This window comes from Micromonospora sp. NPDC051006, assembly GCF_044456245.1.
GTDB lineage: Bacteria > Actinomycetota > Actinomycetes > Mycobacteriales > Micromonosporaceae > Micromonospora.
In genome coordinates this window covers 74,627-101,216 of sequence record NZ_JBITFP010000012.1, presented here as the reverse complement: position 1 = coordinate 101,216, position 26,590 = coordinate 74,627, and the positions used below count along the sequence as shown (strand labels likewise).

Annotated in this window: 21 protein-coding genes; 7 read left to right on the top strand and 14 right to left on the bottom strand. The window is 74.0% G+C overall.

The genetic code is table 11. The features are described from left to right. Nucleotides 1-182: 182 nt before the first annotated feature. The 4 genes from ACIBBA_RS19625 (at nucleotide 183) to ACIBBA_RS19610 (ending at nucleotide 5,323) form a co-directional block, all read left to right on the top strand. Entirely contained in the window at nucleotides 183-3,854 is a 3,672-nt protein-coding gene (locus ACIBBA_RS19625) for a nitrate- and nitrite sensing domain-containing protein (RefSeq protein ID WP_396699022.1), read from the top strand. Continuing rightward, on the top strand, nucleotides 3,851-4,255 hold the full coding sequence (locus tag ACIBBA_RS19620) for a roadblock/LC7 domain-containing protein (protein WP_030329023.1): 405 nt from the start codon (nucleotides 3,851-3,853) through the stop codon (nucleotides 4,253-4,255). Before ACIBBA_RS19625 ends, ACIBBA_RS19620 begins: the two co-directional genes overlap by 4 nt. 95 nt (nucleotides 4,256-4,350) lie before the next feature. Next, complete coding sequence (locus tag ACIBBA_RS19615; RefSeq protein ID WP_350868772.1) at nucleotides 4,351-4,728, top strand: DUF742 domain-containing protein; 378 nt, start codon at nucleotides 4,351-4,353, stop codon at nucleotides 4,726-4,728. Between the two features lies 1 nt (nucleotide 4,729). Further along, nucleotides 4,730-5,323, top strand: coding sequence for an ATP/GTP-binding protein (locus ACIBBA_RS19610; RefSeq protein ID WP_350867432.1), 594 nt, complete (start codon nucleotides 4,730-4,732; stop codon nucleotides 5,321-5,323). Between the two features lie 383 nt (nucleotides 5,324-5,706). Here ACIBBA_RS19610 and ACIBBA_RS19605 read toward each other — a convergent pair whose 3' ends face one another. Together ACIBBA_RS19605 and ACIBBA_RS19600 are read right to left on the bottom strand one after the other, a co-directional pair. Further along, nucleotides 5,707-8,136 carry a transposase gene (locus ACIBBA_RS19605; protein WP_396699166.1) on the bottom strand — a complete coding sequence of 810 codons (2,430 nt, stop codon included), beginning with the start codon at nucleotides 8,134-8,136 and terminating at the stop codon, nucleotides 5,707-5,709. A gap of 39 nt (nucleotides 8,137-8,175) precedes the next feature. Beyond that, on the bottom strand, nucleotides 8,176-9,117 hold the full coding sequence (locus tag ACIBBA_RS19600) for a DNA primase (RefSeq protein ID WP_396699020.1): 942 nt from the start codon (nucleotides 9,115-9,117) through the stop codon (nucleotides 8,176-8,178). Between the two features lie 117 nt (nucleotides 9,118-9,234). Between ACIBBA_RS19600 and ACIBBA_RS19595 the strand changes: the two genes are divergently transcribed. After that, complete coding sequence (locus tag ACIBBA_RS19595; protein ID WP_350867428.1) at nucleotides 9,235-9,573, top strand: helix-turn-helix transcriptional regulator; 339 nt, start codon at nucleotides 9,235-9,237, stop codon at nucleotides 9,571-9,573. Between the two features lie 14 nt (nucleotides 9,574-9,587). Here ACIBBA_RS19595 and ACIBBA_RS19590 read toward each other — a convergent pair whose 3' ends face one another. From ACIBBA_RS19590 to deoC, 10 genes are all read right to left on the bottom strand, one after another. Continuing rightward, a complete protein-coding gene (locus tag ACIBBA_RS19590; RefSeq protein WP_396699017.1) occupies nucleotides 9,588-10,262 on the bottom strand; it encodes a permease prefix domain 1-containing protein in 675 nt (224 codons plus the stop codon). Nucleotides 10,263-10,330: 68 nt separating this feature from the next. Next, on the bottom strand, nucleotides 10,331-12,199 hold the full coding sequence (gene cydC, locus ACIBBA_RS19585) for a thiol reductant ABC exporter subunit CydC (RefSeq protein WP_396699015.1): 1,869 nt from the start codon (nucleotides 12,197-12,199) through the stop codon (nucleotides 10,331-10,333). Continuing rightward, the gene (cydD, locus tag ACIBBA_RS19580; RefSeq protein WP_396699013.1) at nucleotides 12,196-13,872 is read right to left on the bottom strand and encodes a thiol reductant ABC exporter subunit CydD; all 1,677 of its coding nucleotides are present in this window, start codon (nucleotides 13,870-13,872) and stop codon (nucleotides 12,196-12,198) included. Before cydD ends, cydC begins: the two co-directional genes overlap by 4 nt. Further along, complete coding sequence (locus ACIBBA_RS19575; RefSeq protein WP_396699011.1) at nucleotides 13,869-14,876, bottom strand: cytochrome d ubiquinol oxidase subunit II; 1,008 nt, start codon at nucleotides 14,874-14,876, stop codon at nucleotides 13,869-13,871. The genes cydD and ACIBBA_RS19575 overlap by 4 nt, the downstream gene beginning before the upstream one ends. 9 nt (nucleotides 14,877-14,885) lie before the next feature. Beyond that, nucleotides 14,886-16,133: a cytochrome ubiquinol oxidase subunit I gene (locus ACIBBA_RS19570; RefSeq protein ID WP_396699009.1), complete on the bottom strand. Its 1,248-nt coding sequence runs from the start codon at nucleotides 16,131-16,133 to the stop codon at nucleotides 14,886-14,888. Between the two features lie 130 nt (nucleotides 16,134-16,263). Beyond that, complete coding sequence (locus ACIBBA_RS19565) at nucleotides 16,264-17,169, bottom strand: M56 family metallopeptidase (protein ID WP_396699007.1); 906 nt, start codon at nucleotides 17,167-17,169, stop codon at nucleotides 16,264-16,266. A 10-nt stretch (nucleotides 17,170-17,179) separates the two neighbouring features. Then, nucleotides 17,180-17,632, bottom strand: a complete 453-nt coding sequence (locus ACIBBA_RS19560; protein ID WP_357048396.1) for a BlaI/MecI/CopY family transcriptional regulator — start codon at nucleotides 17,630-17,632, stop codon at nucleotides 17,180-17,182. A 176-nt stretch (nucleotides 17,633-17,808) separates the two neighbouring features. After that, nucleotides 17,809-18,633 (bottom strand): aldehyde dehydrogenase family protein, encoded by an 825-nt coding sequence (locus ACIBBA_RS19555; RefSeq protein WP_396699005.1) that lies wholly within the window; start codon nucleotides 18,631-18,633, stop codon nucleotides 17,809-17,811. Then, nucleotides 18,626-20,056, bottom strand: a complete 1,431-nt coding sequence (locus ACIBBA_RS19550) for an aldehyde dehydrogenase family protein (protein WP_396699003.1) — start codon at nucleotides 20,054-20,056, stop codon at nucleotides 18,626-18,628. The genes ACIBBA_RS19555 and ACIBBA_RS19550 overlap by 8 nt, the downstream gene beginning before the upstream one ends. 5 nt (nucleotides 20,057-20,061) lie before the next feature. Continuing rightward, nucleotides 20,062-21,021, bottom strand: coding sequence for a deoxyribose-phosphate aldolase (gene deoC, locus ACIBBA_RS19545; RefSeq protein ID WP_350867409.1), 960 nt, complete (start codon nucleotides 21,019-21,021; stop codon nucleotides 20,062-20,064). Between the two features lie 145 nt (nucleotides 21,022-21,166). On the opposite strand from deoC, the gene upp reads away from it, so the two are divergent. Continuing rightward, nucleotides 21,167-21,799 (top strand): uracil phosphoribosyltransferase, encoded by a 633-nt coding sequence (gene upp, locus ACIBBA_RS19540; protein WP_350867407.1) that lies wholly within the window; start codon nucleotides 21,167-21,169, stop codon nucleotides 21,797-21,799. A gap of 62 nt (nucleotides 21,800-21,861) precedes the next feature. Continuing rightward, complete coding sequence (locus ACIBBA_RS19535) at nucleotides 21,862-22,539, top strand: GPP34 family phosphoprotein (protein ID WP_396699000.1); 678 nt, start codon at nucleotides 21,862-21,864, stop codon at nucleotides 22,537-22,539. A gap of 79 nt (nucleotides 22,540-22,618) precedes the next feature. Here the strand turns inward: ACIBBA_RS19535 and ACIBBA_RS19530 are convergent, their stop codons facing one another. Both ACIBBA_RS19530 and ACIBBA_RS19525 read right to left on the bottom strand, forming a co-directional pair. Next, nucleotides 22,619-24,286 (bottom strand): phospho-sugar mutase, encoded by a 1,668-nt coding sequence (locus tag ACIBBA_RS19530; RefSeq protein ID WP_396698998.1) that lies wholly within the window; start codon nucleotides 24,284-24,286, stop codon nucleotides 22,619-22,621. Between the two features lie 48 nt (nucleotides 24,287-24,334). Then, complete coding sequence (locus ACIBBA_RS19525) at nucleotides 24,335-26,392, bottom strand: serine/threonine-protein kinase (RefSeq protein WP_396698996.1); 2,058 nt, start codon at nucleotides 26,390-26,392, stop codon at nucleotides 24,335-24,337. Between the last annotated feature and the right edge of the window lie 198 nt (nucleotides 26,393-26,590).

The following is a 26,590-nucleotide window of genomic DNA, read 5'->3' as shown; positions in this document are numbered from 1 at the left end:
ACTCCGGCCAGACGGTCTGCTATCAAATTGCATCAACATCTCATCACACCATCGGCGGGTACCAACCTGGGCTTTCTCTTTGCGAGGCGGCGTGATGGAATCTCGGGGGTCCGACCCGCCGGGTCGGTCGCTGGGCGTTGCCCGGGGCAACGCGCTGAAGCTGTAATCGCGAGGGCGGTGACGTGAGCAAACGGCCAAAGACGGCGGGCTCCTTCCTGTCGCGGCTGGGCCGGCCGGCCAGCCGGCTCCGGGACATGCCGATCTGGTCCAAGCTCGGTCTCATCATGATCGTGCCGACCATCGCCACGGTTGTGGTGGGCACCAGTGGTCTGGTCGACCACCTGGAGACGCTCAACAATGCCAACCGGGCAGGCGACCTGGCCAACCTCTCCGGCTATGCGGGTGATCTGATCGACACCCTGCAGGACGAGCGGACCACCGCGGTGCTGCTGCTGGTCGCGCCCCAGGGGCAGGCGAAGGCGCAGTACGAGGAGGCCTACCGGCGGGTCAACTCCCGGGTTGACCAGTCGAAGGGGCCCTACCTCTCCCAGCGGTCGTCGATCGACGATCTGCCGGGCAGCCTCGAGACCCTGCTGGACCAGATCGACCAGAGCCTCACCGATCTGCCGGGCACCCGCAGCCAGGTCTACAACAACAAGCTCACGCCGGTCGACGCGACCCAGTCGTACGAGTCGGTGATCACCAACCTGCTCGCCATCCGCGACTCGGCCACCCAGCTCGCCGGCGACAACGACCTGAGCGACCGCATGCGGGCCGCCGCCGCTGTGGCGCGGGAGAAGGAGTTCCTCTCCCTGCGCCGGGTGGTGGTGCACCGGGCGTTGGCGCAGAAGCAGCTGACCCCGACGCTGCGTAAGGACTACATCGCCAGCGGCACCGGCTCGGACCAGGCCGTGCAGAGCTTCAAGGCGGTCGCGAGCCCGGACGAGGCGCGATTCCACGACCAGACCATCGCCGGTGGCGACCGGCGGGAGGCCGAGACCTACACCGGCTGGCTCGACGGCAACACCTCCGGCAGCATGGCCGGCGCCCCGTTCGGGCCCGACCAGTGGGACTCGGCGATGGTCGCGAACGCCAAGCTGATCCGTACGGTGGAGTCGCGACTCGACGGCGACGTGGTCAGCCGGGCCGACGAGATCCGCTCCGACGTGCAGCGGCAGGTGTTCCTGGAGACCGGCCTGCTGCTCGTCATGCTGCTGCTGGCCATCCTCTTCGCCTACCTGGTCGCCCGCTCGATGGCCCGGTCGCTGCGCGACCTGCGCCAGGGCGCCCTCTCCGTGGCCCAGTACGGCCTGCCGCAGGCCGTGGCCCGACTGCGTGACCCGCAGGTCACCGGCCAGCTCTCCCCGGCGCAACTGGCCAACCAGATCGCCGAGCCGCTGCCGGTGCGCAGCAAGGACGAGTTCGGCCAGGTGACCGAGGCGTTCAACGCCGTCCACCTGGAAGCCGTCCGCACCGCCGCCGAGCAGGCGGCGCTGCGCGCCTCCGTCGCGACGATGTTCGTCAACCTCGCCCGCCGCTCGCAGATCCTGGTCGACCGCCTGATCGGGCACCTCGACCGGCTGGAGCGCGGCGAGGAGGACCCGGACCGGCTGGCCGAGCTGTTCCAGCTCGACCACCTGGCCACCCGGATGCGGCGCAACGACGAGAACCTGCTGGTGCTCGCCGGCGCCGACTCCACCCGTGTCCAGCGGGAGCCGGCCGCGCTGATCGACGTGCTGCGCGCCGCCCAGTCCGAGGTCGAGCACTACACCCGGATCGAGTTCGGCGTGATCGACCGGGACATCGAGGTCGCCGCGCACGCGGTCAACGACCTGGTGCACCTGGTCGCCGAGCTCTTCGACAACGCCACCGCCTTCTCGCCGCCGGACTCCCAGGTGATGGTCGAGGCCCGTCGGGTCGGCGACCGTGCCTCGCTCTACGTCGAGGACCGCGGCATCGGGATCAGCGGCGACCAGCTGCACGAGCTCAACGAGCGGCTGGCCACACCGCCGCAGGTGGACGTGGCCGTCTCCCGGATGATGGGCCTGGTCGTGGTCGCCCGGCTGGCGGCCCGGCACGGCGTCCGGGTCGAGCTGCGCCCCGGCTCCGACCGGGGGACCGTCGCCGACGTGACGCTGCCCACCTCGGTCCTGGTGCCTCGGGCGCTGGCCGGGCGGGCGCAGGGCGCCCCGGCGCTGCCCGCCTCCGCCGGCGGCCCGCCGCCCACGGCCGGCCCCACGCCGTCCTTCGGCGCGTTGCCCGCGTTGGGTGCCCGGCAGAGCGAGTCCGGCAACCAGGTGACCCTCGGCGGTCGCCCGTTCGACCCGGCGTCGCGCAACGGCGCGGGCACCCCGGCGGTAGCCGGCTCGGTCCCCGCCATGCCGGCCTGGTCGGACCTCACCGGTGCGACCGGCGCCACCGCGGCCAGCCCGTTCACCCCGCGTAACCCCAACGGCCAGCCGATCGACCCGCTGCCGCAGCGGCGCAACAACGGCGAGGCCGAGCCGGCCACCGGCCAGCAGCCGAGCATCCCGCGGCAGCTGCCGAGCAGCCCGGAGGCCGGGTCCTACTCGCCGCCGCCGGTCTCCGCGCCGCCGCTGCCGCCGATCTCGGGCGGTCCGGTCTCCGGCTCGCCGGTCTCGGCGCAACCGTTCTCGGGTCCGCCGGTCTCCGCGTCGCCGTACGCCGGTCCGCCGACGTCCGCCTCGCCCTACGCCGGCCCGCCGACCTCGGCGTCGCCGTACGCCGGCCCGCCGGTCTCGGCGCAGCCCTACTCGGCGCCGCCGGTCTCCGCGCAGCCGTACTCGGGGCAGCCCTACTCCGGCCAGCCCTACTCGGCTCCGCCGGCCGGCCAGCCGTACTCGGCCCCGCCGGCCGGGCAGCCCTACTCGGCCCCGCCGGCCGGCCAGCCCTACTCCGCGCCGCCGGCGAACCAGCTGCCGTCGCGGCCGGCCTCGAGCGCCGCGGCGCCGCCGGTCTGGCCGCCGGTCGCCGGTGCGGACCGGGACGCCGCGACGCCGCCGGTGCCCGAGCGCCTCGCCGCGGCCCTGGACATGACCACCGAGCTGCCGCGGGTGCCGCGGCCCGGGACGGAGAGCCAGCCGTCGGCCGCGCCGGCGCCGGCCCCCGCGCCGGCCGCGCCGCAGGCGCAGAGCCGACCCACGCCGCCCCCGCAGGCCCAGAGCCGGCAGCGTTATGCGGACGAGACGATGGAGCTTCCGATCTTCCGGGAGCTGGAGTCGGCCTGGTTCCGTACCGCTCGGCGGGGGTCGGAGGAGTCGGCGAAACCCGCACAGCCGGCGGCGGCGAACGGTGCCACGACGCAGCAGTTCTCCGCAGTGGACGACACCGGCCGGGCCGTCCAGAAGACACCACCCGGGACGACAGGTAACGCACCGATGGCAGAGACTCCGACGGCCGGAGGGGCGCCACGGGGGAACGGGTCGACCGCGAACGGGGGCAGCCGGCCCACGATCGCCGAGAGCCTGCCCACCCGCCGACCCCAGCAGCAGACCAACGGCTGGCAGACCGCTGCCGACGACGGGTGGCGGGCCGCCACGGCGGCCACCGACGTGCCGGTGCAGGCCACCACGACGACGGGTCTGCCGAAGCGCACGCCGATGGCACAGTTGGTGCCGGGCGCGGTGGAAAAGCCCGCCGCGGCCGTCCAGCGTCGTACGCCGGAGGGTGTACGCGGCCTGCTCTCGGCCTACCACCGGGGTGTGCAGCGTGGACGTAGCAACCCCGCGGAGAGCAACCCGACCAGCCCGGAGGCGACTCCGGGAGGGCAGCAATCCTCGCAGTCTGGCTCAGGCCCAGTGGCCGGGAGCGGGCAGAAGGAGCAAGAAGGATGACTACTACGCAGGATCTCGGTTGGCTCCTCGCCAACTTCGCCGACCGGGTACCCGGTGTCGCGCACGCGGTCGCGGTCTCCGCGGACGGCCTGCTCCTCGCGTCGTCAAGGGATCTCCCGCGTGACCGGGCCGACCAGCTGGCGGCCATCTCGTCCGGCCTGGTCAGCCTGACCCAGGGCGCGGCCCGCTGCTTCGAGGGAGGCGCGGTGTTGCAGACGGTCGTGGAGATGGACAATGGCTTCCTGTTCCTGATGTCCATCTCGGACGGCTCGTCGTTCGCGGTGCTCGCCGCTCGCAGCAGCGATGTCGGGCAGGTCGGCTACGAGATGGCGTTGCTCGTCGACCGGGTGGGCGACGCGCTGACCCCGCAGCCGCGCGCGGCTGCGGGAATGCTGGGCTGACGCCCTGCTGACCAAGGTCGGCTGGGCAGTAGCGACGACAAGACGGGCTCCACCGGATGGAGCCGGTGCCGGGTACGAAGGAGGTGAGCGGCGACATGTCCGATCGTGACGAACCGACAGGAGCGTTGGTCCGTCCATACGCCGTCACCCGTGGTCGTACCCGCCCCCGACTCGACATCGCGCTGGAGGCGCTCGTCGAGACGACGGTGCGCGGCCGGGCCGCTGCCAACGGCAGCATCGGCCAGGGCCGCGAACACCAGTACATCGCCGCGCTGTGTGACGGACGCGTGCAGTCGCTCGCCGAGATCGCGGCGCGGATGCAGCTCCCGCTTGGTGTGGCCCGGGTGCTCATCGCCGACATGGCGACGGACGGCCTGGTCGCGGTCCACGAGCCGACCATCCTGGACGACTCGAACGACGCGGTGGGCACTGAACTGCTGGAGAGGGTGCTGAGTGGACTTCGCAGGCTCTGACATGTCGCACCGCCCGCCGAGCCCGAGCGGGCGCGTGACGTCGGCGAAGATCGTTATTGCCGGTGGATTCGGCGTCGGCAAGACGACGCTGGTCGGCTCGGTATCGGAGATCACGCCGCTGACCACCGAGGCCATCATGACCTCCGCCGGCGTGGGCGTCGACGACAACCGGCAGGTGCCGGGGAAGTCGACGACCACGGTGGCCATGGACTTCGGCCGCATCACGATCGACCGTGACCTGATCCTGTACCTGTTCGGTACGCCGGGTCAGACCCGGTTCTGGTTCATGTGGGACGAACTGGTGCGCGGGGCGATCGGTGCGGTCGTGCTGGTGGACACGCGCCGGCTGGCCGACTGCTTCGCGGCGATCGACTTCTTCGAGCACCGGCGGCTGCCGTACCTGGTGGCCATCAACTGCTTCGACGGGATGCAGTACCACGACCCGCAGGACGTCCGGGACGCGCTGGCGATCTCGAGCGACGTGCCGGTGGTGGCCTGCGACGCCCGAAACCGGGAGTCGACGAAGCACGTGCTGATCTCGCTGGTCGAGTACGTGCTCACCATGCGTCGTACCCGCGCGGTCGCGCCCGCCTGACGGGCCCGTCGACACGCCCGGTGCGGCTTCGGCCGCCACCGGGCGTTTGTCGCTGTCCGGGCACGCCCGACGCCGCTGCACGTTTGCAGCCGGCGCGCTCGCCCGGGTGCCAGCCGGCTGGGCGACGCGTGGACGGGACAGCCGTGCCGCGGCGGTGCCGCCGGTGTGCGCGTGCTGTGGGCTGCGCGTGCCGTGGGTTGCGCGTGCCCGGCGGCCGCACCGACGGTGGCCGCGCCGACCCGGCCCTCCCCACGCCGCCGCCGACGGCCGGCAGGGCGGGCCGTACCGCCGCGAGCGTCCCCCAGAGCCGAGAGCCCCTGCCGCGGCCCCGGTGCAATCAACCGGGGGCGTACAGGGGCTCAGGGTAGGTCGGGTCGCCAGGGTCAGGAACGGTAACCCGCGGAGCGGTACTCGTACTCTCGGTCGTCGTCGCGGTCACCATGGTCGCGGCTGAAGTCCCAGCCACCGGCGGCCTCCCGCCCGGGGCGGCCGCCCACCGCGAAACCGCCGATCTCCTGCCCACGGCGCCAGCCGCGGAAGTAGCCGGTGGTGTTCTCGGCAAGGCTGGCGGCGTCCCGCACGATCCGCAGCGGGCGCTCCTCACGCAGCGGCGAACCGGGCACCAGGTTGGCCTGCGGCACCCGCTTGGGCAGCCCGGCTGTGGTCTCCGCACCGACCGCCGGGCGGGCGGCCTGCTCGGCCGCCTGCCAGCCGGCGTCGGAGGTGGTTGACCAGTCCAGGTCCACCTCGTCGACGTGCCCGACGAACCACGCGGACTTCGCCTGCGCGAAGATCAGCAGGTCGCCGTCGCCACCCTCGTCCGCCACCGGCGGTGGCCGGTGTTCGACCGGCGGTGGCCGGTGCTCGGCCGCGGGCGGCCGGTGTTCGACCGGGGGCGGCGGCGGCCGGTGCTCGGCCGCCGGGCGTTCGACCGGCGGGCGTTCGGCGCGGCTCGGGAGCCGACCATTGCGGCCGACGTCCGACCGGTCGACCAGCCGCAGCGGCGGCGTCTCCAGCTGCGGGTCGGCCGGCGGGTTGGCACCCTCGCGCAGCGCCCGGTCGGCCAGCGGCGGCGGCTCGACGAGCCGCAGCATCGGCGGTTCCTGCGGCAGATCGTCGGCGAGCCACGGCGGGGTGACCCGCCCCTCGCCCGTCCCCGGGTCGGTCGGCGCGTCCACGCCGCGTCCGTAGGAGTAGGCGACCGGGTTGTTCGCCGAGCTGTCGGCCGGGTCCTCCGGGTTGTTGACCAGCGGCCAGTTGGCCCGCGAACCGGGCGGGGCGGCGGACTCCTGGTCGGGCCGGGGCGTGGGCACCGGGACGCTCAGGTCGGTGGCGCTGAAGCCGCCCGTAGGGGGCGGTGGTGGCGCCGCGCCGTTCGTCTTCGGCCTGGGCGGGATCACCGTGCGCTGCCGCTCGGCACGGGCGTTGTTGATCGCCGCGGTGGTCAGGGTGGGTCGGAAGGGCTCACCCGCCTCGGCGGGCGGCACGTTGCCCCGCTGCGACGGCGCGATCGGGGTGATCCCGGGCGGCGGCGGTGGCGGCGCGGAGACCGGACGGTTGGTGGGTCCGTCGATCCGGCTCGGGATCGGTTCGCCCCGCCCGGGCGGGGCGGAGACCGGCGGACCGGCCATCGCGGCCGGCGCCACCGGCGCCGGAGCGACCGGCGGCGGGGTGACCGGTGCGGGTGCCACCGGCGGCGGCCCGAGCGGTCGCGGGGTGAGCGGGGGGTTACTTCCGGAGACGGGCTCCGGACGGCTGCGGCGGCCGCCGCCGGCGGGCAGCGGCTCGGCGCTCGCCGGCCGGACCGCCCGCAGGCCGGTGCCGGTGTTTCCCAGACCGGTCAGCTCCTCCACCGGCTCACCGCGCCGGGCGGCGGCCCGGCGGCCGGGCGCCGGTGCGGGCGTGGTGACCCGGGAGCTGAGCGCGCCCACCAGCGCGTCGCAGCCCGCGTCGCAGGCGCGGACCGAGGCGACCGCCTGCCGGACGGTCTCCGCCACGGCGGAGGTGAGCGCCCGGTTCACGGTGGCCCGGCGAGGGGTCTCGGAGATGGCGACCCGCAGTGCGGTGACCGCCTCGTCGATGTCCTCGGCGTCTGCGACGCCGTCGGCGGCGAGGTGCGCGGCGATGGCGTCCGCGGCGACCGGGGTCTCCCGGCCGCGGGTGCCGCCGCCGCCGAGCATCCCCGGCTCCGGCAGCGCGTCGAGCACGGCCAGCGGGATCGGCTCGGCCGGGTCGGGGTATGCGCGCAGCGCCGCCGGGTAGAGCTCGCGGAGCACTTCACGCAGCGCGACGGCGGCAGAGTGCCGCCCGCTGGCCAGCGCGGCATGTGCGGCGAGCACCTGCTTGTAGCCGGCGAGGTCCCGGGGAGCGGGCAGGGTGACCGCGGAGAGCGCACCGGCCTGCAGGGCGCGGGCCAGGCCGACGGCCCGTCGCTCGGCCGGCGGCGACTGCATCTCCTCCAGCGAGTCGTCGTCGGCGAACCGCTCGGCGAAGTCGTCCACCGAATCGTCGTCGGCGATCGCCAGCGGGCGCCCGGCCGCGCTGAGCAGCGAGGTCACCGTGTGGTCGTCGCTGTCGGCGGCGATCGCCGCACCGCTCGGCCCGCCTGACCGCTCCACGAGCAGCGCGACCAGCTGGGCGTAACCCGCCGGTTCGTCGCCGATCTCGCAGACATGCAGCAGACGGCCTGCGTCATCGACCACAGCAGACGTCAGCGTCGAGCCGGCCGAGGCCGGTCGGTCGGCCGGATCCGCCGAGGCCAGACCGCAGTACACGCGCACGAGCGCCACAGCGTCGTCCTCCTCCCGGGACAGGTCTTACCTCTGCCAGAGACTGATGCTCCCCGGTACGAGTCAGTCGCGCCAGTCCACGACCGCAGAGATCTTGCCGACAATGGTGCGCCAACCGAGACTTGCGGTTTGTGCCCCGATTTTCTTCAGCCGCCGTCGACCCCGGAAAGCGCCGATCCCGCCGTTGACGGTGGCCCGCAACGCCTCGTCCAGATCGTCGAGGCTGGAGCCGGCCGAGAGCATGTCGAGCACGGCGGGTAGCCGCAGCGCGTACGACAGGTCACGGGCGACCTCGCCGGCCTCGATCAGGAGCGTCGGATCCCACGTGTCGTGCCCGCCGCGGAGGTTCTCCACCACCAGGTCGAGCTCGTAGGTGTCCTCGTCCAGCGGCGCGATGTGGGCCGGTTCCACCCGTTCGGACAGTTCCTGCCAGCTGTCCAGTTGGGACAGATCGTTGGGCGCACCGGATCGGATGAAACTGACCAACGACTCCGGGGTCTTGAAGAGCAGCAGCCGGCCCCGGTGGGTGAGGAAGACCGGCACCTCCTCGTCGTCCGCCTCCTCGGCGGCCTCCTCCTCGGAGTCGGCGTCCTCGTCGGAGTCGGCGGTCTCCCGGCGGCGCTTGGCGTCCTCGTCGCTCTCGGCGAACTCCTCGGCCAGCTCCTCGTCGAGGATCACGACGGTCTCGTCGTCCTCGTCCTCCTCCTCGAGCACCTGGCGGCGGGCGAGGAAGGGGTCGTCCTGGTCGCGCTCGGTGACGTCGGTCGGGGTCAGCTCCCCGGCCGGCCGGTACGCCCGCAGGGTGAAGCCGGTGCCGGCGGGCAGGGCGATCTCCACCGGGTCGATGCCGACCTCGTCCCAGAGCGAGCGGTCGACCACGACCGACGGGTCGTCGGTCTCGGCTTCCTCCGGCTCGGTGGTGTCGTCGAGCTCGGGCTCGTCGGCGTCGGGCCGTTGAGGCGACTGGCGGGCCACGCTGACCTCCGTGTGCTTCGGGCTGCCCACCCGCCGACGTCTCCGACGGCGAGTGACTCTGGGCACATACCCTAGTGGGCCGCTCCGGAACACCTGAGCCCGCACCCCGGTGGCGGTCCGGCCGCCGGACAAGTAGCGTAGCTACGTATGAAGGCCCAGGCGTTGCACGGACACCTCGACGCCCTGCTCCTCGCCGTGCTCGAGGCGGGGTCGCTGCACGGCTACGCCATCATCGAGGCGCTGCGGGCCCGCAGCGACGGCAACCTCGATCTGCCGACCGGCACCATCTATCCCGCGCTGCGCCGACTGGAACGGGCCGGGCACGTGGCCAGCACGTGGAGCACCGTCAACGGCCGGGAGCGGCGGACGTACCAGCTCACCGACGCCGGGCGCCGGGCGCTGGCCGGCGAGCGGGCGGGCTGGCGCGAGTTCAGCTCCACCGTCGGCCGGTTCCTCGACCCGGACGCCCCACCCACCCCCGCCTGAGCCGCCCGGCGGGCTCAGCGGGCGGCGAGCAGCCAGCCACGGGCGGCCCGGCCCACCCAGATGTAACCGGCCCCCACCACCACCATGCCGACGATCATCGGCGGCCAGCTGAGCGCCGCGTCCCAGAGCCCGATCGACCAGCCGAAGAGCGCCGCCCCGGCGAGCACACCGAGCCCGAGCAGACCGGTCAGGCCGGTGCCGACCAGCCGGGCGAGGACGGCGGGGCCGGGCCGTGCCGAGCGGGCGGTCACCGTGACCAGCAGGAGCCCGACGACCGCGACGGCGAGCGCGCCCAGCCAGATGCCGCTCACCGTCCGGGAGAGCAGGAGGTAGCCGGCCGGCGGGTGCGGACCGTCACTGCTCCAGCTCGACCCGCGCCAGGTGAGGTCTCCGGCGACGGCCAGAGTCGCCGCGAACGCGAGCACCCGCAGCGACAGCCCGCGCAGCGCCGCGACCGCAAGCTCGGCCTGCCACGCCGGCAGGAGCTGCGCCGGACTGCCGAACTCGGCCACCGCCCGCCGCTCGGCCTCCGCCGCCGGCAGCCCGCCGGCCCGGTACGCCTCGACGGCGTCCAGCAACCCGTGCCGGGCCTCGGTGAGCAGGTCGGACTTGAGCCGGGCCGGCCCGTGCAGGCGGCCGGCAAACTCCCGCAGGTGGCCCTCCACCGAGACGTCGTCGCAGCGCAGCATGGCCTCACCCTGCCACGCCGGGCGGACCTCCGTCGTCCGGGAGAACCCTGGACCGACCCGGAGACCGCTCAGGGCGCCAGGGCCAGGTAGCCGCGCTCCGCCGCCTCCTGGATGAGCCACTGGTCCCGGTACCAGCCAGGGGTGGCGACCAGGTCGGCGTGCCGGCCCCGCTGCACCACGTGGCCGGCGTCGAGGACCACGATCTCGGCCAGCCCGGCCAGCCCGCTTAGCCGGTGGCTGATCAGCAGCACCGAGTGCCCCTCCGGGGTCGCGGCCAGCACCGAGGCGAGCACGGCGTCGGCGGTGGCCGGGTCCAGCCCTTCGGTCGGTTCGTCGAGCACCAGCACGGCCGGCGCGGCCAGCAGCGCCCGGGCCAGCGCCAACCGCTGGCGCTGCCCGCCGGAGAGCTGCCCGCCCTCCTCGCCGACCACGGTGTCCCAGCCGGCGGGCTGTGCCCGTACCCAGTCCAGCAGCCCGGCCGCCGCGGTCGCGGCGGCCAACTCGTCCTCACCGGCGCCCGGTCGGCCGAGCAGCAGGTTCTCCCGGACCGAGGCGTGGAAGACGTACGCCTCGGCGAGCAGCCCGCCGACCGCGCGGGGCAGCTCGTCCTCGGAATACGTCGCCAGGTCCCGCCCGTCCACGGTGACCCGACCGGACGAGGGGCGCACCGCGCCGGTCAGGACGGCGGCCAGGGTGCTCTTGCCCGCACCGCTCGGGCCGACCACCGCGACCCGGCGGCCGGCCGGCAGGTCGAGGCTGAGCCGGTCGAGCGCCGGCACGGCGCCGGTGCGGTACCGGACGGTCACCTCGTCGAAGCGCACGTCGTGCGGCCCAACCACGGGCGAGGCCGGCTGCGCCCGCCCGTCCTCGGGTCGCGCCCGCCCGTCCTCGGGTCGCGCCGGCCCGTCCGTCGGCGACGTGGCCGGTGCTGGTCCACCGGGTGCGGAGTCGACATCGCCGAGCAGGGCGGCGACCCGGGCCAGGCCGGCCCGGAGCTGGGTCCACTGCCGGGCCGCCCCGACCAGCGCCAGCGTGATCTCGACCGCGGCGAGCGTGCCGACGGCCAGGACGCCGACGAGCACGCCGGGCACCTCCGCGGCCAGCGCGACCAGTACCACCGCGCCGGCGGTGAGCCCGGCGACGAGGGTGCCGGCCGCGTCCACCGCGAAGCCGGCGGCGGCGAGCCGGCGCTCCAGTCGGGCCAGCCGCTGGGCGCGCCCGGTAGCCGCGCGCAGCGCGGAGTCGGTGGCCCCGAACGCGGCGAGGTCGGCGGCGCCGTGGGTCAGGTCGATCGCGTCGGCGGCCAGCGCCCCGCGCAGCGGCGCCAGTTCGTCGGCGCTGCGCCGGGTCAGCGCGGTGGCCAGTGCGGGCAGTGCCACCCCGGCGACCAGCAGTCCCACGGCGAGCGCGCCGGCGGCGGGCGGCGAGATCAGCGCGGCCCCGCCCACCGCGAGCACGCTGACCAGCACCGCCGCCGAGGCCGGGACGAGCACCCGCAGCAGCAGGTCCTGGACCGCCTCGACGTCGGAGACCAGGCGACTCAGCGCGTCGCCGGTGCGGGGCGGGGCAGCCCGTCGCGCGGCGAGGCTGGCGAAGACCCGGGCCCGGACGTCGGTGATCATCCGGAGCACGGCGTCGTGCCCGGCCAACCGTTCGGTGTAGCGGAAAACACCGCGGCTGATCGCCAGGGCCCGGACGGCGACGATGGCCACCGTCAGCCGGTCCAGCGGCGGTCGCCCGGCGGCGCTCATCAGCAGCCAGGTGGCGGTCGCCATCAGGGCCAGCCCGGCGAGTTCGGTGGCGGCGGCGAGCAACCCGGCGCCGACCAGCCGGTTCAGGTAGGGCCGGGCCAGCCGCAGCACGGTCCGTTCGGCCCGGCCGGATCCGGCCGGACCGGTCCGTGGTGTCGCGGCGTCGGGTCGCGGCGCGTCTGTCATCGGGTCGCCTTCCCGGTGGGCGCCGGGGTCAGCTCGGTGACCCGGCCGTCCTCGATCCGCAGGATCCGGTCGGCGTCGTCGAGCAGCGCCGGGCGGTGCGCGACCAGCAGTGCGGTGCGGCCGGTCACCAGTCGCCGGGTCGCGGTGAGCACCACCGCCTCGGAGGCGCTGTCCAGCCGGGCTGTCGGCTCGTCGAGCAGCACCACCGGGGCGTCCCGGAGGAAGGCCCGGGCCAGCGCGACCCGCTGCCGTTGCCCGCTGGAGAGGCCGTGCCCCCGCTCGCCGAGCATCGTGCCCAGGCCGTCGGGCAGCCCGGCGACCACCTCGTCGAGGGCCGCGTCGTGCACGGCCCCGGCGAGCGTCTCGGCGGGGGTGTCGGCGGCGCCCAGCTGAATGTTGTCGGCCAGCGAGGCGGCGAAGAGGTGCGCGCGCTGCGGCACCCAGGCGAGCTGCTGGCGCCAGGCGTCGGGGTCGGCGTCGGCCAGGTCGACTCCGCCGACGGTCACCCGCCCGCTGGTCGGGGTGACGAAGCCGAGCAGCAGCCCGAGCAGGGTGCTCTTGCCCGCCCCGCTCGGCCCGATGATGGCGATCCGCTCACCGGGCCGGATGGTCAGCGTCACGTCGCGCAGCGCGGTGGTCCGCTCGTACGCCACGGTCACCGACTCGAACCGGATCTCGCCCCGCCCGTCGGGGACGAGGCGCGCACCCGGCGCGCTCGGGGCCGGCGCCTCGGTCTGCACCTCGAACGCGTCGTTGAGCGCGGCGAGCCCCTCCATGCTGGCGTGGAAACGGCTGCCGGCCGCCCGCAGCGGCAGGTACGCCTCCGGGGTGAGCAGCAGCACCAGTAGCGCGGTCTGCAGGGCGAGCCCGCCACCGAGCAGCCGGATGCCGACCGGCACCGCCACCAGGGCCACCGAGAGCGTGGCGACCAGCTCCAGCACCAGGGCGGAGAGGAAGGCGATGCGCAGCGTCTTCATGGTGGCGACCCGGTGCCCGTCGGCCATCCGGCGGACCACGTCGACCTGCGCTCGGGCCCGGCCGAAGGCGCGCAGGGTGGGCAGCCCGGCGACCATGTCCAGGAAGTGCCCGCCGAGCAGGGAGAGTCGCCGCCACTGCCGCTCGGTGGCGGCCTGCGCCTGCCAACCGAGCAGCGCCCCGAAGATCGGGATCAGCGGCAGGGTCAGCGCAATGATCACCGCCGAACTCCAGTCGGCCAGGCCGATCCGGGCCAGCACGGCCACCGGGACGGTGACGCTGAGCACCAGTTGGGGCAGGTAGCCGGTGAAGTAGGCGTCCAACGCGTCCAGCCCACGCCCGGCCAGGGTGGCGAGCTGCCCGGCCCGCTGCCCGGCGACCCAGCCCGGCCCGTGCCGGCCGACCGCGCCGAGCAGGTCCGCGCGCAGCGCGGCCTTGACCGTCGCGGCCACCCGGGCGGCCACCGTGCCCTGCGCCCAGACGAGCAGCGCCCGGGCCGCGACGGCGGCCACGAAGCCGCCCAGGGCGGGGCGGTCCAGCCGGCCGTCGAACGCGGTGGCGAGCAGCATGGCCAGGGCGGTGGCCTGAGCGACGACCAGCGCCGCGGCGGCCACGCCGAGGAGTGCGAGCAGGGCGAGGTCGCGGCGGGCCGCGGGGACCCGACGCAGCAGACGTGGGTCGAAGGGGCGGCGGTTCACCAGTACACCGGTGCCCTGCCGTCCGTCCGTCCCCGGAACACCCACCAACACATCAACTGGAAGCCTAGTAGGGCCGGCAGGAGCGGCAGCGCCAGCCAGCCCAGCAGGCGCAGGGTGGGTGCGCTGGCCGCCGCGTCGGCCACGGTCAGTGACGCGCCCGGGTCGGTGGTGGAGACCAGCACGTAGGGCCAGAGGGTGGCGCCGACCAGGGCCACCGGCAGGGCCAGGGCCACCGCGGTGGCGGCGAAGGCCAGCCCGGGCCGCCGTCGCGCGAGCGCCGCGCGGGCCACCAGCAGCGCCGCCACCAGCAGCACCGGCAGCAGTACGCCGGCCAGCGGTCGTTGCGCGGTGGCGCGTACCCGCTCGGAGAGCAGCCCGGCGACGGTGGCCAGGCCGATCGCGGCGAGCGCCACCGGGATCAGCCGGCGGGCCAGCCGGCCGACCACGAGCGCGTCCGCTTCCGGCAGCCGGAGGGTGAGGAAGGTCGCACCGTGCAGCGCGATCAGGGCGAGCACGGCCAGCCCGGCCGCGGCGACGAACGGGGTGAAGAGGTGGGTCAGCCCGGCGACGTGCCCATCGCTGTGCAGCGGTACGCCCTGGAGCAGCCCGGCCAGCACGGCGCCCCAGCCGAGCGCGGCGAGCGCGCTGCCGGCGACGACCACCCGGTCCCACCCGTTGCGGGCCCGCTGACCGGTGGGACGGCTGCGCAGCTGCACCCCGGCGGTCACCAGGATCACCCCGGCGAGCGCGCCGAGCACCGCCGGGTAGAACCCGGCGAGCAGTTCCCCCTCGAGCAGCGGGAAGGCACCGAAGAGGATGCCCACGGCGGCCACCAGCCAGACCTCGTTGCCGAGGAAGAACGGACCGACGGCGTTGAGCGCAGCCCTGCGGCGGCCGGGGTCGGTCTCGCGGGCGAGCAGCAGGCCGACGCCGTAGTCGTAGCCGCCGAGCACCAGGTAGCTGGCGAAGAAGAGGCCGAGCAGGGCGTACCAGGCGAGTTCCATGGTCGGCTCCTAGGCGAGGGCGGGTGTGGGGGCGAGGTCGGCGGGCTCTCCCGGCGGCCGACCGAGGGCCGGGTCGTGGGCGCCGCGCGCGGCGTGCCGGGCGAGCAGCACCCAGTTGGTGACGGCGAGGGTGCCGAGCAGCAGGCTGAATCCGATCAGCGAGGTGAGCATCACCGGTGCGCCGACCGGGGAGACCGCCTGGTCGACCGGGAGCAGCCCGTACGCGACCCAGGGCTGGCGGCCGACCTCCCGGGAGATCCAGCCGAGGATCACCGCGACGAAGGGCACCGGCAGGGCGAGCAGCAGCAGCCAGAGCGGGAAGCGCAGCCGGATGATCCAGTCGCGCCAGATCAGCGGCAGTAGCAGCCAGAGCAGGCCGAGGCCGAAGCCGATCAGGATCATGAAGCCGAGCCCGACACTGGCCAGCGCCGGTGGGGTGTAGTCGCCGGCGCCGAACCGCGTGGTCCACTCGGCGACCAGCGCGTCGGCCTCGGGGCCGGCGCCGAACTTGGTCGGCTGCACGGCGCCGACCGGGCCGAACTGGGCGAAGCCGAAGCCTTGCACGAGGGAGATGGCCAGGGCCGCGGTGACCAGGCCGATCCGCAGTGAGGTACGGAAGAGCGCGTGGTCGGTGGTGCGCCGGATCAGGTGCCAGGCGCTCACCGCCGCCATCAGCATCCCGCCGACCAGCAGGGACGCCGAGACCACGTGGCCGAACGCCATGCCGAGGCTGGGGTTGGTGAGCAGCGCCCCGAAGTCGGTGAGGTGGGCGACGCCGTCGCGCAGTTCGTAGCCGACCGGGTTCTGCAGCCAGGAGTTGGCCACCATGATCCAGAACGCCGACGCGTACGCGGTCAGCGCGACGCCGTAGAGCAGCGCGAGGTGCACTCCGCGCCGCATCCGGTGCCAACCGAAGATCCACATGCCGAGGAACGTGGACTCCAGGAAGAAGGCGACCAGGGTCTCGATCGCGAGCGGGGCCCCGAAGACGTTGCCGACGTAGCGCGACAGCCCGCTCCAGTTCAGCCCGAACTGGAACTCCACCACGATGCCGGTGGCGATGCCGAGCACGTAGTTGATCACGTAGAGCTGGCCCCAGAACCGGGTCAGCCGTTCGAACTTCTGGTTGCCGGTGATCACCCACGCGGTCTGCAGCCCGACCAGCAGGGTGACCAGGCCGAGCGTGACCGCAACGAAGAGGAAGTGGATCGAGGTGGTGGTGGCGAACTGCAGTCGGGCGAGGAGCAGGGTGTCCATGGCCGGCTCTCCAACGGTTGGCTCGCTTGTCGTAGCGAGCCTACACGTAGATTCCCTACGTATAAGTACTACGTCGCGTCGTAGACAATGTTACGACAAGGCGTAGTAGTTGTGGGGGAGGTGTCGCGGGTCAGCTCAGGAAGAGCGAGACGGGCAGTGCGACCAGGGTGGACGCCACGGCCAGCGCGGCGGCGCCGATCAGGCGGGGTGGCCGGTCGGCGACCAGCAGCCGCTGCACCCGAACGTCGAGATCCCGGTCGCCGATGCCCAGGGCGCCAACCGGGGTGATCCGGTGACCGGCCGCGGCGAACCGACGCAGCGCGCCGGCCAGCGGCGCCTCGGCGTGCAGCTCGCGGGCCTTGTCGTCGGCGCGCATCTCGACCAGCAGGGCGACCCGCTCATGCGCCCGCCGGACCCAGCCGAACCAGGGCAGCGCCCGGCAGAGCGCGGTGAACGGCAGCAGCACCAGGTCGTGCCGCTCCTCGGCGTGCGCCCGCTCGTGGGTGAGCACGGCGGCCAGTTCGGCGCGGTCCAGCAGGCTCAGCGTCCCGGCGCTCACCACCACCCGCGGCTTCACGCCGGGCAGGCAGTACGCCGCCGCGCTCGGGTGGTCGAGCACCAGCGCGCCGGGCGCGGCGGGGTCGTCCCGGGCCACCAGGGTGAGCAGCTCCCGGTGCTGGCGCTGCGCGCGGACCGCGCCGTGGATGCTGCGCACCGTGGTGGTCAGCAGCACCGCGCCGATGCCGAAGCCGAAGCTGACCCCGGCCAGGTGCAGCACCCCCAGCCCGGCGGGTAGGCGGTCGTGCACCAGGTCGTCGAAGAGAGAGACGAGGGCGGTGCCGGTGGGCTGGTCGTACCCGGCCAGCCCGAGCGCCATCGGCAGGCCCATGGCGGAGAGCCCGAGCGCCAGACCGACCGCCTGCCAGCAGACGATGGCCACCCGTGGGCTGCGCCACGTCCAGGTGGACCGGGCGAGCACCTGCGCGGTCAGCCGGCAGGCCAGGACGGTCAGGGCGAAGTGCAGGGCGTACGCCATGGCAGCCGCCCTACCGGTCCGCGGCCTCGTCGGCGGGGGCCGGGCGGGTGACCGGCGGGTCGATCTGATCGGTGAGCGCGTCCTCGGCCGGCCTGGCGCCGGCGGCCTCGGCGGAGAGCGCGGCGCGCAGCACCTCGGCCTCCGTGCCGGTGACCGAGCGGGCGAAGCGCACCAGCGCCGCGTCCCGGCTGCCGCCCAGGTCGAGCGCGTCGAGCATGAGCTGGGCGATGTGCCCCTCGCGGGTGCCCGCGGCGCGGTAACGCCAGGCCCGGCCCTCCCGTTCGCGCTGCACCATGCCCTTGCCGGCCAGTCGGTCCAGCACGGTCATCACCGTGGTGTAGGCCAGCTCCCGGCCGGCCAGCGCATCGGCCACCTCTCGCACGGTGACGCCGTCCGACGTGCCCGGGACCGAGTCCCAGAGCACGTCCATCACCGCACGTTCGAGATCACCAAGCCGAGTCACGCCACAATCCTACCCCCGGTAGTAGACCCTCCCCGAGGTGGCACCGCGTGAGCTGACCCCCCGCGCGGACCTGGCCCCCCGAGGGTTTCCGGGGAGCCCCGCCCGCGCAGGGATCAAGCCTGACCGCCCGGAGCGGGCGGGGCTCCCCGGAAACCCCACTAGGCCAGGAACGAGACTCACACCCCCTTGGGATGCCAGACCGTCTTCGTCTCCAGCAGGGTGGTCATCCGGGTCACGCCCGGGTCGGCGAACCAGTCGTGGTCCGCCGGGGCCGGCCGGAGCACCCGCTTGAGGTTCTCGGCGGCCTTGACCTCCAGGTCGGCGGCGAGTTCGGCGTCGACCACCCCGGTCAGGTCGATCGCGTTGACGTCCATGTGGCTGGCCAGCGTCGGCGCCGTCTCGGAGATCCGGCCGGTGAGCAGGTTCACCACGCCGCCGGGCAGATCCGAGGTGGCCAGCACCTCGGCCAGGGTGACCGCCGCGAGGGGCTGCGCCGGCGACGCGGCCACCACGACGGTGTTGCCGGTCACGATCGCCGGGGCGACCACGCTGACCAGGCCGAGCAGCGCCGGCCGCTCGGGGGCCACCACGGCCACCACGCCGGTCGGTTCCGGCGCGGAGAGGTTGAAGTAGGGGCCGGCCACCGGGTTCGCCCCGCCGTACACCTGGGCGAGCTTGTCGGACCAGCCGGCGTACCAGACCCAGCGGTCGACCGCCGCGTCCACCTCGTCGGCCGGGACACCGAGCGCGACGAACTGCTCGCGCCGGCCCTCCAGCATCTCCGCGACCCGGTAGAGGATCTGACCCCGGTTGTACGCGGTCGCCCCGGCCCAGCCCTTCACCGCGGCGCGGGCGGCGACCACGGCGTCCCGCGCGTCCTTGCGGGAGGCAAGAGAGACGTTGGAGTCCTGCACGAGATACGACCGTCCCGACTCGCTGCGCGGGAACTTCCCGCCGATGAAGAGCTTGTACGTCTTGCGTACCGCGACCCGCTCAGACATTGAGGTAGCCCTCCAGCCCGTGCCGGCCGCCCTCGCGACCGTAGCCCGACTCCTTGTATCCGCCGAACGGCGAGGTGGGGTCGAACTTGTTGAACGTGTTGGCCCAGACGACGCCGGCGCGCAGCCGGTCGGCCGTCCAGAGAATCCGGGAACCCTTGTCGGTCCAGATCCCGGCGGACAGCCCGTAGGGCGTGTTGTTCGCCTTCTCCACCGCCTCGGCCGGGGTGCGGAAGGTGAGCACCGAGAGCACCGGGCCGAAGATCTCCTCCCGGGCGATCCGGTGCGCCTGGGTGACGCCGGTGAAGATGGTCGGGGCGAACCAGAAGCCCCGGTCGGGCAGCTCGCACGGCGGCGACCAGCGCTCCGCGCCCTCGGCCGAGCCCGCGTCGGAGAGTTCGCGGATCCGGGCCAGCTGGGCGGCCGAGTTGATCGCGCCGATGTCGGTGTTCTTGTCCAGCGGGTCGCCGACCCGCAGCTGGGCCATCCGCCGCTTGAGCGACTCCAGCACCCGGTCGGCGACGTTCTCCTGGATCAGCAGCCGGGAGCCGGCGCAGCAGACGTGCCCCTGGTTGAAGAAGATCCCGTTGACGATGCCCTCGACCGCCTGGTCGATCGGAGCGTCGTCGAAGACGATGTTGGCCGCCTTGCCGCCCAGCTCCAGGGTGAGCTTCTTACGGGTGCCGGCGACCGAGCGGGCGATGGCCCGGCCGACCTCCGTCGACCCGGTGAACGCGACCTTGTCCACCCCCGGGTGCTCGACCAGCGCCCGGCCGGTCTCGCCCGCGCCGGTGACGATGTTGACCACACCGGCCGGCAGCTCGGCCTGCTGGCAGATCTCGGCGAAGAGCAGCGCGGTCAGCGGGGTGGTCTCGGCCGGCTTCAGCACCACCGTGTTGCCGGCGGCGAGCGCCGGGGCGATCTTCCAGGCCAGCATCAGCAGCGGGAAGTTCCACGGGATGACCTGCGCCGCCACGCCGAGCGGCCGGGGGTTGGCGCCGAACCCGGCGTGCTCCAGCTTGTCGGCCCAGCCGGCGTAGTAGAAGAAGTGCGCGGCGACCAGCGGCAGGTCGACGTCCCGGGACTCCTTGATCGGCTTGCCGTTGTCCAGCGACTCCAGCACCGCCAGCTCGCGGGAGCGCTCCTGGATGATCCGGGCGATCCGGAACAGGTACTTGGCCCGGTCGCGACCCGGCATCGGGCCCCAGACCTTCTCGTACGCCGCCCGGGCGGCCTTGACCGCGCGGTCCACGTCCTGGGCGCCGCCCTCGGCGACCTCGGCCAGCACCTCCTCGGAGGCGGGGTTGATCGACTTGAAGCTGCCGCCGTCGGTCGGGTCGACGAACTGTCCGTCGATGAAGAGCCCGTAGGAGGGCTTGATGTCCACCACCGAGCGGGACTCGGGGGCGGGGGCGTATTCGAACATCGGGCTCAGTCCAGGGTGAAGTAGTCGGGGCCGGCGTAGACGCCGGTCGTCAGCTTGGTGCGCTGCATCAGCAGGTCGTTGAGGAGGCTGGAGGCGCCGAAGCGGAACCAGTCCGGGTCCAGCCAGTCCGCGCCGACCGTCTCGTTGACCATCACCAGGTACTTGATCGCGTCCTTGGTGTTCTTGATGCCGCCGGCCGGCTTCACGCCGACCTGCCGGCCGGTGGCGGCGCGGAAGTCGCGTACCGCCTCCAGCATCACCAGGGTCACCGGCGGGGTGGCGGCCACCGGAACCTTGCCGGTGGAGGTCTTGATGAAGTCGCCGCCGGCGAGCATGGCCAGCCAGGAGGCGCGCCGCACGTTGTCGTACGTGGCCAGCTCGCCGGTCTCCAGGATCACCTTCAGGTGCGCGTCGCCGCAGGCCTCCTTGGTGGCGACGATCTCGTCGTACACCTCGGAGTAGCGGCCGGCCAGGAAGGCGCCGCGGTTGATCACCATGTCGATCTCGTCGGCGCCGGCCGCGACGGCCGCCCGGGTGTCGGCGAGCTTGACGTCGAGCGGCGCCTGCCCGGACGGGAAGGCAGTGGCCACGCTGGCCAGGTGCACCTTGCTGCCCCGCAACACCTCGGCCACGTACGGGACCATCGCCGGGTAGACGCAGACCGCGCCGACGTGCGGGCAGGACGGGTCGGCCGGGTCGGGGCGTAGCGCCTTGGCGGCCAGCGCCCGCACCTTGCCCGGGGTGTCGGCGCCCTCGAGGGTGGTGAGGTCGACCATCCGGATCGCCAGGTCGATCGCCTGGGCCTTGGCGGTGGTCTTGATGGAGCGGGTGCCGAGCTGTGCCGCCCGCTGCTCCGCGCCCACCTGGTCCACGCCGGGCAGGCCGTGCAGGAAGGTCCGCAGAGCGGTCTCGGATCGTCCCAGCTCGGAGAGGTCCGACCGGGCCGACGTCGCTGTCGCCGTCATGCCAGGAAGTCTACGCATCCACCGCGTGAGTGATCTTGGTCACGCCCTTCCGGGGCGGGCTCCCCGCGGGCGTCCGGAGTGAGCGGCGTCGCCCGTCCGCCCGCGACGGCGTATCGGCCCGCCGCGTTCGGTAGGTTGAGCGATCGTGGACGTACACGTCATTGACCACCCGCTGGCCCAGTCCCGGTTGACTGCCATGCGGGACGAGCGCACCGACTCCTCCTCGTTCCGGGCGGCGCTGCACGAACTGACCACCATGCTGGTGTACGAGGCGGCGCGCTCCTTCCCGGTCGAGCGGTACCCGGTGCAGACCCCGGTCACCAGCACCGAGGGCACCCGGCTGGCGAACCCGCCGCTGCTGGTCCCGGTGCTGCGCGCCGGCCTCGGCATGGCCGACGCCGCGCTGGGCCTGCTGCCGGAGTCCTCGATGGGCTTCGTCGGCCTGGCCCGGGACGAGGAGACGTACGAGCCGCGTGCCTACATGGAGTCGCTGCCCCGGGACCTGGCCGGCCTGCCGGTGCTGGTGCTCGATCCGATGCTCGCCACCGGTGGTTCGCTGGAGCACTGCTGCCGGCTGCTCGCCGACCGCGGCTGCACCGACATCACCGTGCTCTGCGTGCTGGCCGCGCCGGTCGGCATCGAGCGGCTGGAGCGCTCCGGACTGCCACTGCGCCTGGTCACGGCGTCGATCGACCAGGACCTCAACGACCGGATGTTCATCGTCCCCGGGCTCGGCGACGCGGGCGACCGCCAGTTCGGCGGGATGCCCCGCTTCTGAGCTCGGCCCGACCCTCGGCGAGTTCGTGCGCGGGGTGCGCGCAGCGGCTACCGTTCCGGGCCATGACTGGTGTTGCGCTCGCCGAGGAGTTGCTGCTTCTCGCGTACGACGACGAAACCGGCAAGGCGACCATGCCGCGGATCAGCCTCGATCTGGGCATGGCCGCCGCGGTGCTGATCGAGCTGGCCCTCGCCGGTCGGATCGCGTACGCCGACGGAAATCTGACGGCGGTCGACCCGACACCCACCGGCGAACCGATCGCCGACGCGGTCCTCGCCAGGATCGCCAGCGACACCCCGCACACCCCCGCCTCCTGGGTGCAGCGGCTGCGGCACGGCCTGCGTGACCGGATCCTCGGCGACCTGTGCACCCAGGGCGTGGTGCGGGACGTGGACGAGACCGAGTTGGGCTTCATCCACGTGCACCGCTACCCGGTGGTGGACACCTCGGTGGAGGCGGACACCCGACGCCGGCTGGCCGAGGCGCTCACCGGCGGGCTGGTCCCGGACGAGCGGACGGCCGCGCTGGCCACCCTGGTCGCGGTGCTGCGGATGGAGTCCGCGCTCGGCGTGGACGGGCAGACCGCCGAGGAGGCCCGCCAGCGGCTGGCGGAGATCGCCACCGGCGCCGGGTTCTCCGGCGAGGTGAGCCTGGACGACTCAGTGGTCCGCCCCTCGGTGGGCCTGGTCGTCGCCGCCCTCGCCCAGGCGGTCGACCACGCCCTCGGCCCCCGCCGCTGACCTGCCACCCACTGCTGTTGATCAAGAGGTTCGCGTCAGAATCCACGGCTTCCCTGACGCGAACCTCTTGATCAACGCGTCAGATGCCGAGGGCGGTGGCGATCTCTGAGCGGAGGGCGGCCACGGACTGGGTGGCGCGGTCGCGGGCGGCGCCGACCTCGCCTTCCGCGACCGGCTCCACCACCTCCAGGTACGCCTTGAGCTTCGGTTCGGTGCCAGACGGGCGGATCACCACCCGGGCCGCGTCGGTGCGCAGGATCACCACGTCCGACTCGGGGAGCAGATCCTCGGTCGCCATGACCGGGTGCCCGAGCAGCGTGGTCGGGGTGGCCGCCCGGATCCGGGCCATCGCGTCGGCGATCTCCCGCAGGTCGTCCACCCGCACCGAGAGCTGGTCGGTGTGGTGCACACCGAACTCGGCCGCCAGCTCGTCCAACCGGTCGGTGAGGGTGCGCCCCTGTGCCTTGAGCCCGGCGGCCAGCTCGGCCACGGTCAGCGCGGCGGTGATGCCGTCCTTGTCCCGCACGTGGTCGGGGGCGACGCAGTAGCCGAGCGCCTCCTCGTAGCCGAACACCAGCGGTGCCGAGCCCCCGCCGGCCCGCACAATCCACTTGAACCCGGTCAGCGTCTCGTCGTAGGGCAGTCCCCGGGCGGCGCACATCGCCCGCAGCAGCGACGACGACACGATCGTGGTGGCGTAGAGGCCGGTCACGCCGCGCCGCATCAGATGGTCGGCGAGGAGCACGCCCACCTCGTCGCCGCGCAGCATCCGCCAGCCGGTGACCGCGTCCCGCACGGCGACCGCGCAGCGGTCCGCGTCCGGGTCGTTGGCGATGGCGATGTCCGCCGCGGTGGCGTTGGCGAGCGCGACCAACTTGTCCACCGCGCCGGGCTCCTCCGGGTTGGGGAAGGAGACCGTGGGGAAGGCCGGATCCGGCTCGGCCTGCTCGGGCACCACCCCGGGCACCGGGAAGCCGGCCCGGGCGAAGGCGGCGGTGAGCACCGCCGCGCCCACCCCGTGCAGCGGGGTGTACGCCACCGACAGCTCCCGCGACCCGTCCGGCGCGATCACCGCGGTGGCCCGCTCCACGTAGGAGGCCACCAGATCGTCGCCGAGCACCTGGCCGGGCGGGCCGAGCGGCACCTCGGTCAGCGGGCCGACCGCCCGGATCGCGGCCTCGATGCCGGCGTCCGCCGGCGGCACGATCTGCGCCCCCGCGCCCAGCTCGCCGCCGAGCTCGGCACCGAGGTAGACCTTGTAGCCGTTGTCCTGCGGCGGGTTGTGGCTGGCGGTGACCATCACCCCGGCCACCGCGCCGAGGCGCCGGACGGCGTACGCGAGCACCGGGGTCGGCAGCGGTCGGGGCAGCAGCAGCGCCGGTCGCCCCGTCCCGGTGGCCACCTGGGCGGTCCGCTCGGCGAACTCCCGGGAGCCGTAGCGCGCGTCGTACCCGATCACCAGCGGGCCGGTGCCGCCCTGGGCGGCGAGCCAGCCGACCAGCCCGGCGGCGGCCTGGGTGACCACCGCGAGGTTCATGCCGTTCGGGCCGGCCCGCAGGGGCCCGCGCAGCCCGGCGGTGCCGAAGGTCAGCGGGCCGGCGAAGCGGTCGGCCAGCTCCGGGGCGCTCGCCGGCAGCCGGTCGAGCACCGCCCGCAGCTCCGCCCGGCTGGCCGGGTCCGGGTCGTCGTCGAGCCAGCGTCGGGCTTGCTCGCGAATGTCGTCGATGTCAGTGGTTTCCGCCGGCATGCCTCTTGATAGCACGCCGGCGGATCACCGCTGACGGTTCCCTCCGGCTCAGCCCGCGGCGGTGAGCTGGAACGTGCGCACCATCTCGTCGAAGATCGGCTTGCTCTCCGCGAACTTCGCCTCGGTCGAGCTGAGGTAGAACGAGTAGATCTTTCCGCCGCTGACCACGCCCCGCCAGACGCCGTGCCGTCTGGTGTCGCCCTCGCCGCAGGTGTACTCGAACTCGGCGGCCGCCTTGCCAGCCAGCTCCTGCTCCGTCATCGAGAGCTGGGTGTACGGCTTGGGGCAGGACTTCGCCTTCTTCAGCCCGCCCTCGGCGATCTCGGCCCAGCGCATCGAGCTGCTGCCGCCGAAGTTCTCGGTGAGGATGCGCACCTTGCGCCCGGAGTCCTCCGGGTCGACGTAGTCGATGTAGAGACCGCCGGTCGCCCGCTCCCAGCCCTTAGGGACCATCACCTGGACGCCGCGGGCGGAGTGCTCCTGCATCTCGACGCCGGGGCCGGCGGGTGCGGTGGCCGTCGGCTGGGCCTGCGGCGCCGGGGGTGCCGGGTCGTCGCCGCTGGACAGGGCGATCACCCCGATCAGCAGCAGCACGGCGACCCCACCGGCCGCGGCGAGCTGGACCTTGCGCGGCCAGCCCTTGACGGTGCCGACCAGCTCTCCGCCCATCCGGCGGGCCCGGTCGAGCGGTTTGCCACCCGCGCCGGGCGGGTTGGCCGGCGCGGCCCAGGGCTGGCCGGTGCCCGGCACCGACCACTGGCCGCCGCCGTAGGTGCCCCCCACCCGCTGGGTGGCGTCGGACCCGCCCGCGTAGGGGACGGCCTGGGTGGCGTCCGGTCGGGCGCCCCAGGTGACCCGCTGGGTGGCGTCCGGGTGGGCGCCGGCGTCCACCCGCTGGGTGGCGTCGGCGCCACCGTAGGTGCGGCCGGTCGCCGGGCGGCCCGGCGTCGGCATCGCGCCGGTGGGCGTGTGCAACGGACCGGCCAGCGCGTCGGCGCTTGTCTCGTCGAGCGCGGCGGCGGCGTCGGCGGCGGCAGGCTTCGGCCGCTCGCCCCGGCGCAGCTCGGCCAGCCGGTCGGTCAGCGACTCACCGGGGCCGAGCATCGCCCGCCCGCCGATCTGGCCGCTGGGCTTGGGCTCCGGCTGGGCCGGCGGTGGGGGCGAGACCGGGCGCTGCACGGGCACCACGGCGTACGGGTCGGTCACCGAGTGCACGGCGGTGGCGGTGCTGCCCAGCGGGCCGGCCAGCAGTTCGCGGAGCATGGCCCGGGAGGTGTGCACGTCGAGCCGGCGGCTCGGGTCCTTCTCCAGCAGGCCCATCAGCACCCGGGTCAGCGGGCCGCTGCGCTGCGGCGGGGCGGGCGGGTCCTCGACCACCGCGTGCATGGTCTCGATCGGGTCACCCTTGTCGAACGGGGGGCGCCCCTCGACCGCCGTGTAGAGCGTCACACCGAGCGAGAAGAGGTCGCTGGGCGGGCCGAACTCCTGGCCCATGGCCCGCTCGGGGGAGATGAAGTGCGGCGAGCCGAGCACCATCCCGGGCGTGGTGAGCTGCACGTCGGTGGGCATCCGGGCCACCCCGAAGTCGGTCAGCACGCAGCGGCCGTCGGAGCAGATCAGCACGTTGGCCGGCTTGACGTCGCGGTGCAGCACGCCGATCGCGTGCGCCACCTCCAGCGCGCCGAGCAGGGCGATGCCGATCTTGGCCACCGCGCGCGGGGCGACCGGGCCGTCCTCGATCACCATGTCGGCGAGGCTGCGGGCGTCCAGCAGCTCCATCACGATCCACGGCCGGCCACCCTCGGTGACCACGTCGTACACCTGCACCACGGCCGGGTGCTGGATCGCCGCGGCGGCCCGGGCCTCGCGGAGCGTGCGCTCGTACATCGCGTCACGGTCGCTGGGGGCCAGCCCCGGGGGGAGGACGACCTCCTTGACCGCCACGTCCCGCCGCAGCAGGGTGTCTGTGGCACGCCAGACCGTACCCATGCCGCCGTTGCCCACCGAGGAGCGCAGCGAGTAGCGACCACCGATGGTGGTGCCGGGTGCCGCGCGCCCGTTGGGAGGACTGGCAGGTCCGCCGCTCCAGGTCGGGATCTGAGTCACAGAAGAGCCACCGGGGGATATCGAGGGGGCTGGGACACAACCCCCCTATCTTGCTGGTTCCGACGCCCGATGCGAAAGCCGACGCGTCGGACGTTTATCGAAGTCCACGTTCCGTACCCGGCTGTTCACCTGAGGTCGACCTTCGTGGACGCAGTGTGCGGTATCCCTCACCCGGTCCGGCCGCCCGGCGTCCTACCA

Coding starts and splice junctions, on each gene's coding strand:
- ACIBBA_RS19620 (WP_030329023.1), top strand. CDS start 3,851: ATGACTACTACGCAGGATCTCGGTTGGCTCCTCGCCAACTTCGCCGAC.
- ACIBBA_RS19615 (WP_350868772.1), top strand. CDS start 4,351: ATGTCCGATCGTGACGAACCGACAGGAGCGTTGGTCCGTCCATACGCC.
- ACIBBA_RS19610 (WP_350867432.1), top strand. CDS start 4,730: ATGTCGCACCGCCCGCCGAGCCCGAGCGGGCGCGTGACGTCGGCGAAG.
- ACIBBA_RS19595 (WP_350867428.1), top strand. CDS start 9,235: ATGAAGGCCCAGGCGTTGCACGGACACCTCGACGCCCTGCTCCTCGCC.
- ACIBBA_RS19590 (WP_396699017.1), bottom strand. CDS start 10,262: ATGCTGCGCTGCGACGACGTCTCGGTGGAGGGCCACCTGCGGGAGTTT.
- cydC (WP_396699015.1), bottom strand. CDS start 12,199: ATGACAGACGCGCCGCGACCCGACGCCGCGACACCACGGACCGGTCCG.
- ACIBBA_RS19575 (WP_396699011.1), bottom strand. CDS start 14,876: ATGGAACTCGCCTGGTACGCCCTGCTCGGCCTCTTCTTCGCCAGCTAC.
- ACIBBA_RS19570 (WP_396699009.1), bottom strand. CDS start 16,133: ATGGACACCCTGCTCCTCGCCCGACTGCAGTTCGCCACCACCACCTCG.
- ACIBBA_RS19565 (WP_396699007.1), bottom strand. CDS start 17,169: ATGGCGTACGCCCTGCACTTCGCCCTGACCGTCCTGGCCTGCCGGCTG.
- ACIBBA_RS19555 (WP_396699005.1), bottom strand. CDS start 18,633: ATGTCTGAGCGGGTCGCGGTACGCAAGACGTACAAGCTCTTCATCGGC.
- ACIBBA_RS19550 (WP_396699003.1), bottom strand. CDS start 20,056: ATGTTCGAATACGCCCCCGCCCCCGAGTCCCGCTCGGTGGTGGACATC.
- deoC (WP_350867409.1), bottom strand. CDS start 21,021: ATGACGGCGACAGCGACGTCGGCCCGGTCGGACCTCTCCGAGCTGGGA.
- ACIBBA_RS19535 (WP_396699000.1), top strand. CDS start 21,862: ATGACTGGTGTTGCGCTCGCCGAGGAGTTGCTGCTTCTCGCGTACGAC.
- ACIBBA_RS19530 (WP_396698998.1), bottom strand. CDS start 24,286: ATGCCGGCGGAAACCACTGACATCGACGACATTCGCGAGCAAGCCCGA.